Here is a 14944-nt window from a genome sequence, read left to right on the forward strand (position 1 = left end):
CATCCAACGTGATTTTCTGCGCTGCCACACGATAGTGCGCTGCGCTCCGGTTCTCGCGATCCGCATTATTTGCCTCGCCGCAGCGACTTTGCGAACGCTTTTAAGAAGTGGGGTGGGAGAATTTTTTCTTGAGACAAGATTTTGCGTAACACTCGCTCCAAAACACCAAAATTCTGCGAGTTAGGCCAAAGTTTAACGAAAATATGGCCGATCCATTAACCGAAGTTACCAGAGAATGACTCGTGGTTTAGGCAATTATTAAAGCCCTGACTGTAATGTCAGCTGCGATAGGTCTTGAAGTTTAGTGTAGAGAGTACAATGACCGATCTTGTTCGACCGAGAGTAAAATACGTAATCGGCCCGGATGGCAGCCCGCTGACCATCGCCGATCTTCCACCCGCGAACACGCGGCGTTGGGTTATTCGCCGCAAGGCTGAGGTGGTTGCCGCTGTGCGCGGTGGTCTTCTTAGTCTTGAGGAGGCTTGCCATCGCTACACGTTGACGGTGGAAGAGTTCCTGTCCTGGCAGTCTTCGATCTCCGATCATGGGCTGGCTGGTCTCAGAACGACCCGGATACAGCAATATCGTCATTAGATGATGGTGCATGAATAGAAGGGGCTGGCCGCAAGGCCAGCCCCTTCGCTTATGCAATATTTTCTTCACGTATGATCAGATGCGTTGCCAGTGCCGATAGAATTGCCGATGCGGTGAAGAACCAGAGGCCTGGCTGGGCGATCGCAGTGGCAAGTCCGCTTGTCTTTGCACCGAAAATCACGAGAGCAACCAGCAATACGTCCAGCATCGACCATTTCGACAGGAAGCCGATCCACCGGTGCAGAACATGGGAGGCAGCGGGTATTCGCGCTGCTGCCAATTGTGCGACGGCAAGCTTTGTGACTGGAAGAATGACCGAAAAGACCCCGACGACGGACGCCAGCAACCAGTCGCCGCCCGTCCAGAGCGATCGAATTATACCCAGGAGCGAAGGGTTCTCGTCGAAAAGGTAAAGCCTGCTGACATTCATCAAGGGCATGGTCATCCCCAGGGCAAGCGAGAATGTGGCGATGAAGAGAAAGATGGGAATGAACGATCTTGTCGACATGCTGATCCCGAACCAAGGCTAACTCAGCTACGCATGAAGGAAATGCATGGCACCCGTCAAGCATGGCGACGACAAGACACACCGGATCACATTCACTTGTACCCGATTGACGCTTCCCATGGCTGGTCTCCATAGTTAGGGTACATGGTACCAGCAAACTGCTGGCCGTAACCAAGAGTATTTAGATACTTGATGATTTGATCGAACTTGGATTGATGCACCTTATGCGTACAAAATTCGGATTGCTGATTGTTTTCCTGGCCTTGGTTTCCTCGGCCCAGGCGCTCGAGACCGGCTCGCCGCCACTGCTCGCCCCGGAGCAGGAGCAGGCCAACGCCGCGCATTTGAGCGCGCAGGTTCTAACGTACTACCATTACAAGAAGGTCCCGTTGGACGACGCCTTGTCCGCCAAGATAATGGACCGGTACATAGACTTGCTGGACCCGGAACGCTTCTTTTTCCTTCAGTCCGATATTGATCAATTCATGACCAATAAGGATAAAATCGACGATGCCATTTTCAGTGATGATCTGAGCATTCCGTTTACCATCTTCAACGTGTTCGAGCAGCGCTATGTCGAGCGCCTTACATATGCGCGTGAATTGCTCAAGAATGGTTTCGATTTCAGCAAGAACGAAGAGTTCACACTTATCCGCGACAAGGAACCTTGGCCGAAAACGATGGAGGAGAGCCAAGACCTGTGGCGCAAGCGCGTGAAAAACGATTGGCTGCGCCTGAAACTGGCCGGTACGCCTGAGGCGACCATACGCGAAACCCTTGGCAAACGGTATGGAAACTCACTGGCCCGGGCCTACAAGTACAAGAGCGACGATGTCTTTCAGACATTCATGACTGCTTATACGAACTCGATTGAACCCCATACCGACTATCTGGGTGTTTCCGCGGCATCGGATTTCGACATTTCGATGAAACTCTCGCTCGTCGGCATCGGGGCGGTACTGCAGGAGCGCGACGAATATACAACCATACGGGAGCTGGTGCCGGGCGGACCGGCACAGCTGTCCGGCCAACTGGCGGTTGGCGACAGAATTGTCGGCGTCGCGCAGGGCAAGGACGGCACGCTGGTGGACGTTGTCGGTACCCGCGTCAATGACGTGGTGAAATTGATACGCGGCGAGAAGGCTACCGTCGTACGGCTGGATATCTTGCCATCCGATGCGGGACTTGACGGCAAGCATCGCCTGGTCACCCTGGTACGCGACAACATCAGTCTGGACAAACAGGCGGCCAAAAAAAGCGTTCAGATTGTCAAGGACGGCGATATCTCTCGGAAAATCGGCGTAATCTCGTTGCCCACGTTCTATGAAGATTTCGATGCGCGGCGGCGCGGCGACAAGGACTACCGTAGCGCAAGCCGCGATGTCGCCAGGCTGTTGGCAGAACTCGAGAAAGAAAAGGTCGATGGCGTCGTTATCGATCTGCGCAACAATGGCGGCGGTTCTTTGCCGCAGGCGATTGAACTGACCGGCTTTTTCGTAGGCAAAGGACCAGTCCTGCAGCAGCGCAACGGCGATGGGGAGATCAGGGTGAATGGCAACAAGCGCGCAACAGCCCTTTGGACGGGCCCGCTTGCCGTGCTCATCAACCGTGGTTCCGCCTCGGCTTCAGAGATTTTCGCCGCTGCAATACAAGACTATGGCCGGGGCCTCATCATTGGCGAACCGAGTTTCGGCAAGGGCACCGTTCAAACAGTGGTCGATCTGGACGAGGAAGCGCGCAACCCAAAGCCGGAATTCGGCGAACTGAAAATGACTGTCGCGCAATTCTTCCGTATCAATGGCGGCACCACCCAGCTTCGCGGAGTGACGCCGGATATCGTCCTGCCGGGGTTCGCGGACGAGGACAAATTGGGAGAGTCGAGCTACGACAATGCGCTGCCGTGGCTGCAAATCAAACCTGCAAACTACAAACGCCTCGGTGATATCAAAACGGTTCTGCCGGAGCTACAGAGCCGTCACGACGCCCGCGCCAAAACGGACAAGGATTTCAAGGATCTCGTTGAAGACGTGAACGAGCTCGATGACTTGCGCAACAAGCGGGTTATCTCACTCAACGAAGCTGAACGGCGTGCCGAGAGGGAGCGGCAGGTCAACCGACTGAAGGCGCGCGAGGCAGCAGACGGCAAGGGGTCCGTGTCACAGGCAGATCTTGTGTTTCAGGAAGACGGGCTGCAGGCCAACGAGCGCAGCTTGAGCGCAGATATAGCGAGTGAGAAGGCGCTGAAGGACGCAAAGGACGTTCTGCTGGATGAGACGGTCCATATTCTCAGCGATGCCGCAGATCTCACCAAAGTGAAATCGGCAAAAAACAATTGATTATTGGCGCCAGTATTGAGTTGCTGGCGCTACAAATGGCGAATGGTGCGGCAATGGCAGTTCAAATCAGTATTGATAAACAGGAAACGGGTAGCGGCGGGCGCTACGTAGCCGTGGTATCGGGACACGAGGCCGAGATGACGTTTTCACGTGCCAGCCCGCATCTGATCATCATTGATCATACGGCGGTGCCGGATGCGTTACGTGGCCAGGGTGTGGGGCAGGCCCTAGCGTTGCATGCGGTAGAAGATGCGCGGGCGGGCGGCTGGAAAATCATTCCGCTTTGCCCGTTCATGCGCGCGCAATCGCTGAGGCACGAGGAATGGACGGACGTCGTCCAGCAGAGATGAGGTCTTTTGGGAACGTTACACCCACGGGAACTGATTTCTCATCAAGTCTTCTGACTATCCGATCATCGCCCGCTTATCGGTGACGGGAATTTCTTCAATATCACGCGGCTTGCCATCGCGCTGCTCAAGTGCCTCAGCTTTGGCAAGTTCTGCCTCCGACTCTGCAAGAGCCGCTTCGGCATCATCCTTCTGGGCCTTCAGGTCTCGAATTGAATCAAACAGGTTGTCGCGGCGTTGACGGGCGGCCTTGGCAAACGTCGGATAGGCGAAATGCGTGGTGTCGGTAATGCCGGCCTTTTTTTCCTCGGACAGTATCTGCGCGTCCAATTCGGCAGCCATGCGTTCGAATTCGCCCATCATCAAATCAAGCTGGCCGAGTTGACGGCGCTTTTCCTTGACCTGAAAGAGCTTCAGCCGAACCAAACCTTCATGCGACTTCATACTCACTACCCCCTCAACACCTGTCAAAAGCCAGTACTCTGATCCTGCCAAAACGCTGGCGATCGATCATCCGGCGCCGTTTCACCCCGAATCACTTCGGAAAAATGAAACAAAAACTTAAAGGTTGCCCTGTCTGGTAACCTTTCCTTTACGTTCAGCATTAATCATACGCCTTAAGACTTAAAGCTCTGTAAATCAGCGCGGCAAGTTTTTAGACGGCGATTTTATCGAGTCGAATGAATCGCTTAAGGCCAGAACCTGATGCTGCGCCTTATGATTTTTGACCGGTGAGTTGACGTTATGAATCAATGCGGTGCCAATGATTTTTAAATCAAGAGTCAAAGACACTTGCAAAGCGGAATTAGATTTTGTTAACCATTCGGTGGCAATCTTAACGTTATGGAAACGGCTTGTTTCGCGACCTGACTTCGGGATTGCCCTGATCGAGGTTTCTTGGGCAACCCATTTCAGCGGCGGGAAAAGGGGAATGATATGCGGGTTCTTTTAATCGAAGACGACAGTGCAACGGCCCAGAGCATCGAACTGATGCTCAAGTCGGAAAGCTTCAATGTTTATACGACGGATCTGGGCGAGGAGGGTGTCGATCTTGGCAAGCTCTACGACTACGATATCATTCTTCTCGACCTCAATCTGCCGGACATGTCCGGCTATGAAGTTCTGAGGACGCTGCGCCTGTCGAAGGTGAAAACGCCGATCCTGATCCTTTCCGGCATGGCAGGCATCGAGGACAAAGTTCGTGGCCTCGGCTTCGGCGCCGACGACTATATGACCAAGCCATTCCACAAGGACGAACTTGTTGCCCGTATCCATGCGATCGTGCGCCGTTCCAAGGGGCATGCCCAGTCGGTCATCACCACCGGCGACCTCATCGTCAATCTGGATGCCAAGACGGTGGAAGTCACCGGCCAGCGCGTTCACCTGACGGGCAAGGAATACCAGATGCTGGAGCTGCTTTCGCTTCGCAAGGGTACGACGCTCACCAAGGAAATGTTCCTCAACCACCTCTACGGCGGTATGGACGAGCCGGAACTCAAGATCATCGACGTTTTCATCTGCAAGCTGCGCAAGAAGCTCGACAATGCATCCGGCGGTATCAACTATATCGAAACCGTCTGGGGCCGCGGCTATGTGCTGCGTGAGCCGGATGCATCGGATTTGCGCGAAATCGCTTAATCTCGCCAACACTTTACCAATGAAAACGGAGGCGATCGGCCTCCGTTTTTTGATTCTTCAAAGCATAAATTCTGTGCTGTACCGCTTGGCGAACGATCAGCAGCATGGTGTTCACCCCATCAACCCGTCAACGGCAATTCCATCAGGATTTCGGCGATGGAAGCACGATTGAACGGTTTCAGCAGATATCCGGCTGCACCAGCGCGTTTTGCCCGCATGATCCGGCTCAGGTCAACCTCGGGCAAGCAAAGGTATATCTTGCTGTTCTCACCGCCCGGCAGAGCACGGACCTGACTAATGATCTCAGGCGCGGGCATGTCGGATAGCGCGTCGTCGAGGATGATGATGTCGGGCATTTCAACACTACAGGCGGCGATCGTCTGATAGCCGGTATCGGCGGTTGTCACGACGGTCGTTTCATTGGCGATGAGCCTCCGTGCAACCTTCCTGACCACAGGAGATCCATCTACAATCATGCAGCGTAGCAATTGAAAAACTCCCCGCAAAACCCGAGTTGCGTTTGTCCCGCGACCAAGACTACCAGCCGTTGGGTGAATAAACACCCAAGGTTGATGGTAAATTTTTAGGACAACTTGCGCGATCAGCTACGCCGCCGTGAAGACAATCTCTTCGGGGCTGGCATGGATCGAGATAGTCATGCCGGCTTCCTGGGCCAGAAGCAGCGTATAGTAGGGCTGAACGCCGTGGGCATCGATCGGCTCTTCCGGAACCTTACCGCTGTGCAGTTCAAGGAATTTCGGCGGGACGCGCAGCATTGGACCACGGGAGGTCAGGACAAAGCGCGGCTGTGTTTCCGGAGTTTGCAGGGCAACGGACAATGTACCACCACGAGGCAGGGCCGCATTGGCGATCAGGACCAGATTGAGCAAGAGCTTCACCTTGTTCTTAGGCAGCAGAACCCGGGTACCCTCCCAACTCAATTCGGCTTTTTCGCCCTTCATATATTCATTGGCGACATTCTGCGCATCGCCGGTATCGATCTGAACCCCGGCGGAGCCGGCGGCGCCGAAAGCAATACGCGCAAACTGCAGGCGAGCTGACGCACTGCGTGCGCTGGATTTGATAAGGCTCATCGCATCTTCATCGGAACCGCCTTCTTCGAGCAATTCCAAACCATTATTGATGGCGCCAACGGGTGAAATGATATCGTGGCAGATGCGGCTGCTCAGGAGCGCTCCGAGGTCCGTTGCCGAGAGAATAACGGGCAATGTCATGGGGAAATCTCCTGAAGATTGGCTGGTGGTTCAGAGGCAGCCGCGAATCAGTAACACGCGAATCACTCCGATTTCTGGCCTATTTGGATACATAGCTCGGTCATGATCGGCAAGAACGTCTTGGCCAGCGCCTGTAAATGTTGAAATTTCGAGCTTTTTGCCATTCTTTGCAAGTCATTGAAATGCCAAGATCGATTCATAAACTTTTATACAAGGTTTAGCGCCTTAAAATGAATTCGATTTTAAAAGCAGGCGCAAGACCTGCTCATCCTTGCATCAGGCGTCAGGCAAAGAAGCGAACAGCCAAAAGGAATTATGATGGCGTCTCTACTCTTGTCTTTGAACCGCGGCTTCCTCCTCATTTTGACACTTGTGTCACTCGTTTTCGCCCAGGCGCAGACGGCGCGTGCGCAAGAAACCTATACGATGGAAGAAATCGTCAATTCGGGCCAGCGGTTCTTCGGATCGACTTCAGGCGGGCTCGCCACGGCTGTCGAAAAAGTCTTCCAAAGCTATGGCCTGCCCAACGGCTATGTTCTCGGGGAGGAAGGATCTGGCGCCCTTATCGGCGGCCTGACCTATGGTGAAGGTTCGCTCTACACCAAGAATGCCGGGGATCACAAAACCTTCTGGCAAGGCCCATCGATCGGTTGGGATTTCGGCGGACAGGGTTCGCGCGTGATGATGCTGGTCTACAATCTCGACGATGTGCAGAACCTCTATGGCCGCTTTATCGGAGTTGCCGGTTCCGCCTATCTTTTCGCCGGTGTGGGTTTCAATGTGCTCAAGCGGAATCAAGTCCTGCTCGTTCCGATCAGGACGGGCGTCGGTGCACGTCTGGGTGTCAATGTCGGCTACCTGAAGATTACTCAGACGGCGACGTGGAATCCTTTCTGATAAAATACACCATATTGTAATCGGGACGCGGACTCTTCAGTTCGCGTCTTTGCGTTTCATGGCCTGACTGTTAGTACGCCTTGTGCCAAGATAGATATCAAACAGGACCCTGATCGTGATCCAGTCTGCACTATATTTTGCTTTCGGATTCCTGAGCGCCGTGCTGGTGGCGCTTTTGGTTGCGCCGCCCATCTGGCGCCGGGCGACATTGCTCACACGCAAGCGTGTCGAGGCGGAAACTCCGCTGACGCTCAACGAGATACAAGCCCAGCGGGATGGCCTGCGCGCCGAACATGCGATCGCCGAGCGGAAGCTCGAGTTGATGCTGGAGAGCTCCCGCGAAAAAGCTGCACTGCAGTTGGTCGAACTCGGCGAGAAAGAGCGGCTCATGCGCAATCTCACCTCTGAACTTGCAGCGCGCGATGCGGTGATTGCCGAGTCACGATCGTCATTCGCCGATCGTGAAAAGGAACTGGAGAAAGCTGCGGCCATGATCACAGGGCATGAACGATTGATCGAGCAAAAATCAGCCGAACTCGAACTCGCGCAACGCCGCGTGTCCAGTGTCGCGATGAATGCGGACAGTTTTCAAATCGAAGTCGCAGCGCAATCGGCCCGGATCGACAATCTTTTGGATGATCTGAAAGAGGCCCGGCAGGATAAGCGCGACAGCGACAACCTGAGGCTACGGGCGGAAGCAGAGATCAAAGCACTACAGCACTCGCTGGCGCAGGAAACCCAGCGAAGCGCCGAGCTTGAGAAACGCCAGAGCGCGCTGCTCAGGCAAATTTCCGATAGCGAGGCCAAGCTTTCAAGGCGCGAGAAGGAAATCGAGCGGATCAATGAACGTTTGCGCAAGGTGCTCGCCGAAGGCCGCAGCCAGGGATCTTCCGTTCTGGATACGCCGCGCGGCAAACAGGCGCTGGTGCAGGCGCAGGAAACCGAGCGCTTGCGCGAAGAGATGAATACGCTTGCCGCGCAGGTCGTTGCCATGGTCGCTCGGCTGGAGGGCCCAACCTCGAAGGTCAACGAACTCATGATGAAAGCCGAGAGCGAAACGTCCCCGGTCCATGATGAAAACGGCGAAATCATCGTGAGCCTGGCCGATCGCATTCGGGCTTTGCAGGCGGCGGCTTCAGAATCTGTCACAGCTGAATAGAGCTGGCTCTGAAAAGACTAAACTTGCTCTAGTGACCAGAAAAACGGCCGAAACGCGACAGTGCGATGCCCGAAGCTGTCGCGACGTTCAGGCTGTCGAAGCTCATGGACATAGGGATTCTCACTGTCTTGAGTTTTTGCAAGAGCAGCTTTGGTAGGCCGTCGCCTTCTGTGCCCAGAAGCAGCGCAACGCGCCGCGAGGGCCTGGCGTCGTAAATATTGGTGGTGCCGGCGGGGCTGAGGGCAAAAATGTCGAACCCGGCCGTTTGCAATTTGGCCACGATGGTTTCGATAGATCCTTCCCTGGCAAAGGGGACTTTCAATGCCGCGCCGACCGATACGCGGATGGCCTTGCGGTAAAGCGGATCGCAACTGGTTTCGTCCATCAAAATGCAATCCGCTTCGAAGGCGGCTGCGTTGCGAAAGATCGATCCCATGTTATCGTGATTTGAAATGCCGCACAGAACGACCGCTAGAGCCTCGTCCGGCATTATATCGATCAGCGCATCGATGGATCGCGGCGTGCTGCGGCGGCCGACGGCGAGGATGCCGCGATGCATCGGAAAGCCAGCAATTACATCCATAACCTCGCGGGACACGCAATAGATCGGTACATCAGGCGGGCAAAGCTCGAGTTGCCGGGTCAGTCCGGCAAGCCGGTTTTCAAGTATAAGAAGCGATTCCACCGCGAACGCCGGGTTGGACAACAGGACATTGAGGACAACCTTGCCCTCGGCGATGAACCGGCCCTCGCGCCCGACGAGATCCCGTTCACGCACATTCCGGTAGGGCGCGAGCCGGTCGTCCTCAGCATCGGTGACGCGGGTTACCCGATGTTGCGGCCAGTCGTGCTCTTCCGGCACCCGTGTTTTCACGACTGCGACGCGAGCCCGGCGCGGGCCTCGCCAGCCATGCGCACGAGCGTCATGTGCATATCCTTGGCAGAATTCAGTGGCTCCTGGAAAAAGATACGCAGGACGTCGTCACCGTCGGCCAGATCGAAGCCATCGGCGTCGATACCCGTCATGCGCCACTTGCCATTGGGTGCCTTGGCATAAAAGCGGGCATAAAGCGCGATAGCATCGGCATGGTCCTCGTTCATGTGGTCGACGGCGCCCCGTTCCGCGGCCGCGAGTTCATCGTTGACCGGGCTGAGGCTAAGCCAATCATTCGCTGACAATTGATAAGCCTGGCCAAAGCCGCCATTCAGCTTGGCGCTTTCAGGTTCCAGCCGGAAAAAGCGAAAATCACCTAGGCCAACATAGAGCTTGGCCTTAGGCAAGTGGGAAAGATAGCGCCATGCAATGCGCGCGTGTTCCGGCGTATCGCGGGCAATTTCTCGCGCCCTGGCGGTTATCGTCATCCGCGGATGGGCGAGTGGGTCACCTTTGCCGGGGTCGCCGACCAAAAGCGAGCACCGACGATCGGCTAGCAGTGCCGGTGTGTGTGCGGCGAGGGCCGAAACAAGGATGATTGGTGCGCCATCATGATCCGTCGAGACGCCCACGCGCGTGGCAATCGGAGCGCCGGACTGGGGATCGAGCGTCGCAATCACGGCATGGCGCGCGGTCCGCATCAACGTGCGTGCAAGGCGTATTGCATTGTCGTCAATCTCGCGAAGGACGTCTTTTTTTTCGCTCACGTCTCATCCCTCAAACCGGCCATCTTGCCGATTGATAGTTTGTCACACGGGTTGGAACAAGCCCTGTGTAGAGAGGTAGCGAGGGTGGACCGGGAATATCAGGCTGCGATCGCCCGATTATCGTTAAGGCCGATATCGTTCATGCAATCGGCCAGCAGATCAAGATCGACCGGTCCGATCGTGCACAAAACCGGCGCAACATCTTCAACCGGAATTTGTAACGCCATGAGTTCGACAAGCGCTGCCATAAGCGATTCGCGAGTATCGTAGCGGACTGACTGATTGCGCATAGTGTGCCTTACGAGCTTGGGCAGATGCACAAAGTTTAGGGCAAATGTGGTAAACAAGTTCTTAATTTTGCCATTATTGAAATTTTTTTGCTGTTGAAATGAATAAAATAACGGCATATTTTCAAATAGATGGTAATGTCGTATATCACAATGATGATCATTGCCATTGTTTGGCCCTAAATCGCATCAATCTGTCAGCAACTTCACCAGCAGGATTAACAGCGATGAGAAATGCTTCGTGAACGGCGTCGGTAGGGGAAAACTCCATTCTGTTATAGGCATTGTTGCGGCGGCCGGTCTCGTCACCGGTTGTACGACGAGCCAGAACTCAGGCAAATTATCCGCCGGTCTGACGACGCATTCGGGTACCAAAACTACTTCTTACGCCTATACACCGAAGGACAAGGAATGCCTTGAACGGGCGATGTTCTTCGAGTCCAATCGCTCGAGCAAGGAAGGCTTGCTTGCGGTCGGGACCGTGGTGATGAACCGCCTCGATTCAGGCAAATGGGGAAATTCCATCTGCGGCGTGGTGGGTCAGAAAAACCAGTTTGCGCCGGGCGTGCTATCGCGGCCCATGCGTTCAGTGGCAATGCCAGACGTGCAAGCTGCTGCGGACGCCGTGCTCAAGGGTGAGCGCAATCCCAAAGTGAAGAACGCGATGTATTTCCATACTGCGGGTCTTCGCTTCCCCTACAAGAACATGCATTACACTGTCGTCGCGGGCGGCAATGCATTCTATGAAAAACGTGACCGTTATCATTCAGCCGATATAGCTTCGAATGATGCTAGCCGAGCGATTGCCAATGCCTATATCGCCAGCACGAGAATGGCAGGGGGTAATGTGCAGATGGCCAGCGCTGCGCCGGCTACTGCGACGATGTCCACAGCGACTTCAGGTCGTGTTGTGAAGGATACCAGCCAACAGCCAATCGTTGTCGCTCAGGCTGACCTTCCCTTACCACCCCAAATGGCATTTGCCAGCGACAGGGTAGCAGTACCGGTTGATCCTCCGGCGCAGGCAATGGAGTACACGGCTCCGCAACCTGTAACGATGCCAGCCGCGACGGCAGAGGGAAGCCTGCAGACCAGTGCGCTGGCCTATGAGGCGCCGACCGCAAAGAAGGTGGATGCGATCGGCCAGATGCTTTTGGCGCAGGATCGTCCAAGCACCCTCAACTGATTTTCATGCGAACTATTCGGACACCAAATAGTGGTGAGCCCATTCACTATGGGGAATAACTTGTCCTATGGCGTATTGGAAAGACAACACCGTCATGTGGTCCGGAGACGTGGCGCAGGTGTAGGACAAATGATACCATTCGCCCTTGCTGCGGAAAGCTGCACCGCCTGAGCGGATCTTGTCGCCTTTGATCTTCGGCTCTTCAAAAGCATAGGCGACCAGTTCGTCCGCTACCAGTTTGGCCGGATCCTTGTGGATGCGCTCCATTGCCTCGAGATCACAGCGCTGTTCGAGCCGCGTTTGCGGGTCCAGCCGCTTCAGCTCTTCCGCAGCGCCATTGTCCATAGCGCGTGCCGGACTTGCCAAGGCGGTCGACACCAAGAGCATGGCGCTTATTGTTCTCATCGTGGGCGGCTTTCATCGTGTGAACGCAAAGGACGAGTCGTTGGTTCTGGTCCCGGCGCGGTATTGATACCAACCGGATTGGGACTAAATTATGAAAGCCCGCTGGCCTGCATAAAACGGCAGTGTTCCCCCTCAACTAGCGGATTTCTTGCTCCCATCGCCGTTCGCATCGATATAGGCATAGATGTAGGAAAACGACGGCTGTGCGCGATTGGCGGGCTCGACCAATCCCGCAACGCTACCGAGTGACGCGGCGTAGTTGTTGCAGTTATAGCCGAACATGCGCCACATGGGCGGATTGGCAAGATCTTCCTGCACTTTACCAAGCAATTGCTGGTACTGACTTTCGGTCAGCGATACGCGATACGCCGCGTTCGGCGTGAGATGGCAGTCGGCATAGCTCGGCATCAGATCCGAGGGCATCGGGACAATCGCGCCGGCATACAACCCAGCAAGACTGCCTTTCGGGAAGAGACCGGTATAAAGGCGCGTCACCGGATTGCCTTTGGCGTCCAATCGCCCAAAAACCACATAAAGATGACCGCTCGGTATGCCGGGAGAGAAACGCTGGCGGAACTCGATATAGGCGGGATCACCGATTCTTGTGCGATTGGCGGTCAGTTTCGCCGGTGAGCCATTGGGGTTACCGTGCGGAGCGCAGCTGAGCTGCGGCGTTTCAGGGGCATAGGCCGATACCGTTATGGCGCTGGTGGATTGGGGGACTGACTGACAGGCTGTGAGGGAAATTGCGGCGATGCTGGCGATGATTGCTTGGAGTGTTACTGGAGGCACGATTAACCTTTTCTCGGTTGGTCAGTAGACATAAGGCAGGACACGCCACGTGCGCGCGCGGTATCGGCTATACTCCTCTCCAAATGCTTCCTGCAGCATCGCTTCTTCCGGGCCTATCCGAGAAAAAAACAGATAGCCGAAGCCAACAATGCCAGCCAGGCCGGCGACATAGTTCGGGAGGAGCAGCGCCTGGGTCAATGCCATGAGCCAGAACGCGGTATACATCGGGTGACGCAGATATTTGTAAATGCCCGTGGTGATGAGCTTGTGGTCCTGCTTCAACTGCAGCGATACGGACCACATTTTTCCCAGCGCCTTGTGCGTGAGACGGAACATGATCAAGGAGAGAATTCCGGAGGCAATACCAAGCAGAAAAAGCGTAGAGCTTGCCGGGTAGGATGCAAAACGTGGCTGGTCGGTCATAACGTAGATTGCTGGAATGATACCGAGGCCGGCGAGGGAAACCGCCAGTCTGGCCGTATCGGCGCCCTTCCGCCGATCGACCTTGAGGTTCACCTTGCGCGCGCGTCGATCGAATGGACGGCGCAGCGCATACCAGGCAACGACATGGAGGACCCACAAGACCTTGCCGGCAGAAACAAGAGAGATCATGTGGTGGCAGTTCCAGCAATGTTTAGTTTTGCCGGGGATGGTGTGTTCTGATCACAGCGCAGGCCACCCAACGCGGCGACATCGGCGAATTGTTCCGGACCACATAAAATGGCATGCCATGAGTAATGGGTGCGCTTTTCAACACCGAAAACAAACTGGCGATGCACGCGAAAGAAATCCCGTCGAATAGATTTATAGGCCTCATCGCAAAGTTGGTTGCGGAAACGCACTCTCACCAGGATGGGCGATTTTCCATCTTTTATCTTTAAGTCCCGCACGGGATCAGATTGATAGAAATTCATTGGGTCCGTCAGCGATTGCACGTCGATCCAGACCGTTTTGCTTTTTGCAACGGTCTCGACACTTTCGCGCAGGGTGCGAGCAGCAGGATGCAACGCTACCTTCAACAGACTGGACCCGACAGTGAGCAGGCCATATCTGCGGGAACCCTCGCGGCGAAGGGCGGCATCGAGAATCGGAAGTGCGCAGACGGCGCCCAGGCTATGAGCTGCAACGACGATTTCTGTGCCGGGTGGAGCATTGCTTATACGGTTGGCCGCATCGGTGATGACGCGATCCAGCTTCCGCATCACATCCGGACGTTTACCCCGCGCCATATCACGGGCAAACGTCCAGTCATCCATGAGGAGCAGGAAATGGAGCTTCGAGGCAGCAAGCCAGAACAACAGGATGGCGGTCATCAAGGCTATCACCGGCGCGACCGGTACGCTGGTCTGGTTGTACACCATGGCCAGGCGCCCGGTGCCGTAGGATGCACCCAGTATTACCAAGCAGATCAACAATGGATAAACGAAGAACAGGGCATAGCGCCAACTCGTCGCAACAAACCGGAAGAACGTCCCGGTGAGGATAAAATCAAGCAGGGCGATAATTCCACTCAGCAACCGCCTTAGCGGATTTCTGGAGGCGTAGAAAAGGGTGATGTCGCCCAATCCGTAGAGGATGAAATCCGTATCAGCCGACCAGCCTTCGCCTGAAGTATGCAGACTGAATTCGCCGGTTGCGATCCCGCCATCGGTCGAGGAAACGCGCAGCGGTTCAGACTGAGTCAAGGACATGTCGTAGACAGGGGCGGTCTTGGCCGCTTCGCGAGTAAAGCGGCGATGATGAGCCTCTACAGGCATATGCTCAAAGCCTGGTAATAGGACGACCAGACGATTGATAACGGACATCTGCAACCTTTTCTCGTCGGGTATAATCGGTGTCAGCGGCCTATGACAACTCTACCAAAGATTCTAGATGACCGACGTTAACAGAACATCGCCGGCGCGTAAAAGTTGCAACCC

At 55.2% G+C, this 14944-nt stretch carries 18 protein-coding genes; 7 read left to right on the forward strand and 11 right to left on the reverse strand.

Annotated elements, in window-relative coordinates; genetic code table 11:
* The first annotated feature begins 318 nt into the window (after positions 1-318).
* Entirely contained in the window at positions 319-594 is a 276-nt protein-coding gene (locus J2X72_RS15655) for a DUF1153 domain-containing protein (RefSeq protein ID WP_091878079.1), read from the forward strand.
* 49 nt (positions 595-643) lie between these two features.
* Here J2X72_RS15655 and J2X72_RS15660 read toward each other — a convergent pair whose 3' ends face one another.
* Positions 644-1102, reverse strand: coding sequence for a paraquat-inducible protein A (locus J2X72_RS15660; RefSeq protein ID WP_310073325.1), 459 nt, complete (start codon positions 1100-1102; stop codon positions 644-646).
* Positions 1103-1326: 224 nt separating this feature from the next.
* Between J2X72_RS15660 and J2X72_RS15665 the strand changes: the two genes are divergently transcribed.
* Together J2X72_RS15665 and J2X72_RS15670 are read left to right on the forward strand one after the other, a co-directional pair.
* Entirely contained in the window at positions 1327-3438 is a 2112-nt protein-coding gene (locus tag J2X72_RS15665) for a carboxy terminal-processing peptidase (RefSeq protein WP_310073327.1), read from the forward strand.
* Positions 3439-3491: 53 nt separating this feature from the next.
* Complete coding sequence (locus J2X72_RS15670) at positions 3492-3788, forward strand: GNAT family N-acetyltransferase (protein ID WP_310073625.1); 297 nt, start codon at positions 3492-3494, stop codon at positions 3786-3788.
* Between the two features lie 54 nt (positions 3789-3842).
* Here the strand turns inward: J2X72_RS15670 and J2X72_RS15675 are convergent, their stop codons facing one another.
* Positions 3843-4229 (reverse strand): flagellar export protein FliJ, encoded by a 387-nt coding sequence (locus J2X72_RS15675; protein ID WP_210003163.1) that lies wholly within the window; start codon positions 4227-4229, stop codon positions 3843-3845.
* Between the two features lie 492 nt (positions 4230-4721).
* Between J2X72_RS15675 and ctrA the strand changes: the two genes are divergently transcribed.
* On the forward strand, positions 4722-5423 hold the full coding sequence (ctrA, locus tag J2X72_RS15680) for a response regulator transcription factor CtrA (RefSeq protein ID WP_112530599.1): 702 nt from the start codon (positions 4722-4724) through the stop codon (positions 5421-5423).
* Between the two features lie 119 nt (positions 5424-5542).
* Here ctrA and J2X72_RS15685 read toward each other — a convergent pair whose 3' ends face one another.
* Positions 5543-5899 carry a response regulator gene (locus J2X72_RS15685; RefSeq protein ID WP_310073329.1) on the reverse strand — a complete coding sequence of 119 codons (357 nt, stop codon included), beginning with the start codon at positions 5897-5899 and terminating at the stop codon, positions 5543-5545.
* Between the two features lie 129 nt (positions 5900-6028).
* Entirely contained in the window at positions 6029-6658 is a 630-nt protein-coding gene (chpT, locus tag J2X72_RS15690; protein WP_112530603.1) for a histidine phosphotransferase ChpT, read from the reverse strand.
* 318 nt (positions 6659-6976) lie between these two features.
* Here chpT and J2X72_RS15695 point away from each other — a divergent pair, with 318 nt between their 5' ends.
* Positions 6977-7555 carry a DUF1134 domain-containing protein gene (locus tag J2X72_RS15695; protein WP_210003161.1) on the forward strand — a complete coding sequence of 193 codons (579 nt, stop codon included), beginning with the start codon at positions 6977-6979 and terminating at the stop codon, positions 7553-7555.
* A gap of 115 nt (positions 7556-7670) precedes the next feature.
* On the forward strand, positions 7671-8714 hold the full coding sequence (locus J2X72_RS15700) for a hypothetical protein (protein ID WP_310073332.1): 1044 nt from the start codon (positions 7671-7673) through the stop codon (positions 8712-8714).
* A 28-nt stretch (positions 8715-8742) separates the two neighbouring features.
* Here J2X72_RS15700 and J2X72_RS15705 read toward each other — a convergent pair whose 3' ends face one another.
* The 3 genes from J2X72_RS15705 to J2X72_RS15715 form a co-directional block, all read right to left on the reverse strand.
* Positions 8743-9576: an RNA methyltransferase gene (locus tag J2X72_RS15705; RefSeq protein ID WP_310073627.1), complete on the reverse strand. Its 834-nt coding sequence runs from the start codon at positions 9574-9576 to the stop codon at positions 8743-8745.
* A gap of 8 nt (positions 9577-9584) precedes the next feature.
* The gene (locus J2X72_RS15710; RefSeq protein ID WP_310073333.1) at positions 9585-10355 is read right to left on the reverse strand and encodes a HugZ family protein; all 771 of its coding nucleotides are present in this window, start codon (positions 10353-10355) and stop codon (positions 9585-9587) included.
* A 98-nt stretch (positions 10356-10453) separates the two neighbouring features.
* Entirely contained in the window at positions 10454-10645 is a 192-nt protein-coding gene (locus J2X72_RS15715) for a hypothetical protein (protein ID WP_210003158.1), read from the reverse strand.
* Positions 10646-10883: 238 nt separating this feature from the next.
* On the opposite strand from J2X72_RS15715, the gene J2X72_RS15720 reads away from it, so the two are divergent.
* Complete coding sequence (locus J2X72_RS15720) at positions 10884-11828, forward strand: cell wall hydrolase (RefSeq protein WP_310073335.1); 945 nt, start codon at positions 10884-10886, stop codon at positions 11826-11828.
* Positions 11829-11840: 12 nt separating this feature from the next.
* Here J2X72_RS15720 and J2X72_RS15725 read toward each other — a convergent pair whose 3' ends face one another.
* From J2X72_RS15725 to J2X72_RS15740, 4 genes are all read right to left on the reverse strand, one after another.
* Positions 11841-12233 carry a DUF930 domain-containing protein gene (locus J2X72_RS15725; protein WP_310073338.1) on the reverse strand — a complete coding sequence of 131 codons (393 nt, stop codon included), beginning with the start codon at positions 12231-12233 and terminating at the stop codon, positions 11841-11843.
* A 132-nt stretch (positions 12234-12365) separates the two neighbouring features.
* On the reverse strand, positions 12366-13025 hold the full coding sequence (locus J2X72_RS15730) for a hypothetical protein (RefSeq protein ID WP_310073340.1): 660 nt from the start codon (positions 13023-13025) through the stop codon (positions 12366-12368).
* A 21-nt stretch (positions 13026-13046) separates the two neighbouring features.
* Complete coding sequence (locus J2X72_RS15735) at positions 13047-13637, reverse strand: protein-S-isoprenylcysteine O-methyltransferase (RefSeq protein ID WP_310073342.1); 591 nt, start codon at positions 13635-13637, stop codon at positions 13047-13049.
* Complete coding sequence (locus J2X72_RS15740) at positions 13634-14830, reverse strand: hypothetical protein (protein ID WP_310073344.1); 1197 nt, start codon at positions 14828-14830, stop codon at positions 13634-13636. Before J2X72_RS15740 ends, J2X72_RS15735 begins: the two co-directional genes overlap by 4 nt.
* Positions 14831-14944: the final 114 nt, after the last annotated feature.

Source organism: Phyllobacterium sp. 1468, from assembly GCF_031455525.1.
GTDB lineage: Bacteria > Pseudomonadota > Alphaproteobacteria > Rhizobiales > Rhizobiaceae > Phyllobacterium.

What these genes read in the sequence shown, in the direction of transcription:
- J2X72_RS15655 (WP_091878079.1), top strand. Translation starts at nt 319, where the DNA reads ATGACCGATCTTGTTCGACCGAGAGTAAAATACGTAATCGGCCCGGAT.
- J2X72_RS15660 (WP_310073325.1), bottom strand. Translation starts at nt 1,102, where the DNA reads ATGTCGACAAGATCGTTCATTCCCATCTTTCTCTTCATCGCCACATTC.
- J2X72_RS15665 (WP_310073327.1), top strand. Translation starts at nt 1,327, where the DNA reads ATGCGTACAAAATTCGGATTGCTGATTGTTTTCCTGGCCTTGGTTTCC.
- J2X72_RS15670 (WP_310073625.1), top strand. Translation starts at nt 3,492, where the DNA reads ATGGCAGTTCAAATCAGTATTGATAAACAGGAAACGGGTAGCGGCGGG.
- J2X72_RS15675 (WP_210003163.1), bottom strand. Translation starts at nt 4,229, where the DNA reads ATGAAGTCGCATGAAGGTTTGGTTCGGCTGAAGCTCTTTCAGGTCAAG.
- ctrA (WP_112530599.1), top strand. Translation starts at nt 4,722, where the DNA reads ATGCGGGTTCTTTTAATCGAAGACGACAGTGCAACGGCCCAGAGCATC.
- J2X72_RS15685 (WP_310073329.1), bottom strand. Translation starts at nt 5,899, where the DNA reads ATGATTGTAGATGGATCTCCTGTGGTCAGGAAGGTTGCACGGAGGCTC.
- chpT (WP_112530603.1), bottom strand. Translation starts at nt 6,658, where the DNA reads ATGACATTGCCCGTTATTCTCTCGGCAACGGACCTCGGAGCGCTCCTG.
- J2X72_RS15695 (WP_210003161.1), top strand. Translation starts at nt 6,977, where the DNA reads ATGGCGTCTCTACTCTTGTCTTTGAACCGCGGCTTCCTCCTCATTTTG.
- J2X72_RS15715 (WP_210003158.1), bottom strand. Translation starts at nt 10,645, where the DNA reads ATGCGCAATCAGTCAGTCCGCTACGATACTCGCGAATCGCTTATGGCA.
- J2X72_RS15725 (WP_310073338.1), bottom strand. Translation starts at nt 12,233, where the DNA reads ATGAGAACAATAAGCGCCATGCTCTTGGTGTCGACCGCCTTGGCAAGT.
- J2X72_RS15735 (WP_310073342.1), bottom strand. Translation starts at nt 13,637, where the DNA reads ATGATCTCTCTTGTTTCTGCCGGCAAGGTCTTGTGGGTCCTCCATGTC.
- J2X72_RS15740 (WP_310073344.1), bottom strand. Translation starts at nt 14,830, where the DNA reads ATGTCCGTTATCAATCGTCTGGTCGTCCTATTACCAGGCTTTGAGCAT.